General features: G+C 47.2%; 1 protein-coding gene. It reads right to left on the bottom strand.

Annotated elements, in window-relative coordinates; all coding sequences use genetic code 11:
• Nucleotides 1-31 precede the first annotated feature (31 nt).
• Nucleotides 32-884 (bottom strand): IS256 family transposase (locus JMV76_RS14645; RefSeq protein WP_201503190.1); only part of this gene is annotated, 853 nt, incomplete at its 5' end.

An 884-nucleotide genomic window follows, 5' to 3' on the forward strand; every position in this document is an offset into this window, starting at 1 on the left:
GAGACCATCCCAGATTCTGTGTAACTGCCATTTAGATTAAATGCCTGCTGATACGATCATCAAACATAATCATAAAACGATTCAGAGCAGACGTCCAGTTACGGATTGGCATCGACCACTTTTTGGATGCCTGCTGGGTGGCTAAGTACACCACTTTGAATGCTGCCTGATCAGAGGGGAACACCTTACGCTTATTCACCGCTGTCCGAATCACGCTGTTTAAAGACTCAATAGCATTGGTGGTATAAATGGCTTTTCTGATGTCTTTAGGGTAATTAAAGAACACCGTTAAGCCCTCCCAGTTATTGCGCCAAGACTTGACCACGTGCGGGTACTCTGTGCCCCAAGTCTCATCAAAGTGTTCAAGATTGGCCTCGGCTATCTCAAGCGTATCAGCTCCGTAGATGGCTTTTAAATCAGCCGCTACTTTCTTCTTATCCGTCCATGGCACAAACTTCATTGAATAGCGCAGCATATGCACGATACACAGCTGAACCTGAGCGTTTGGATAAACGGTGTTGATAGCATCAGGGAAGCCCTTTAAACCATCGACACAGGCAATGAGGATATCTTGTACCCCGCGGTTTTGTAGTTCAGTGAGAACGCCTAGCCAGAACTTAGCGCCTTCATTCTCTGAGAGCCACATACCAAGCAGCTCTTTTCTGCCGTCGAGTCCCACGCCTAAGGCCAGATAGATCGCCTTGTTGATGATCTGCTTGTCTTGACGTATCTTCACGACGATGCAGTCCAAATAGACGATAGGATAAACACTGCTCAGCGGCCGGTTCTGCCAAGCGGTGATGTCCTCTAATATGTTATCGGTGACTCTTGAGACAAGAGAGCTTGAGATGTCGACATCGTAGAGCTCTTTAATGCTCTCTACG

Origin of the sequence: Psychrobacter cibarius (genome assembly GCF_904845955.1) — a bacterium.
GTDB classification, from domain to species: Bacteria; Pseudomonadota; Gammaproteobacteria; order Pseudomonadales; family Moraxellaceae; genus Psychrobacter; species Psychrobacter cibarius_B.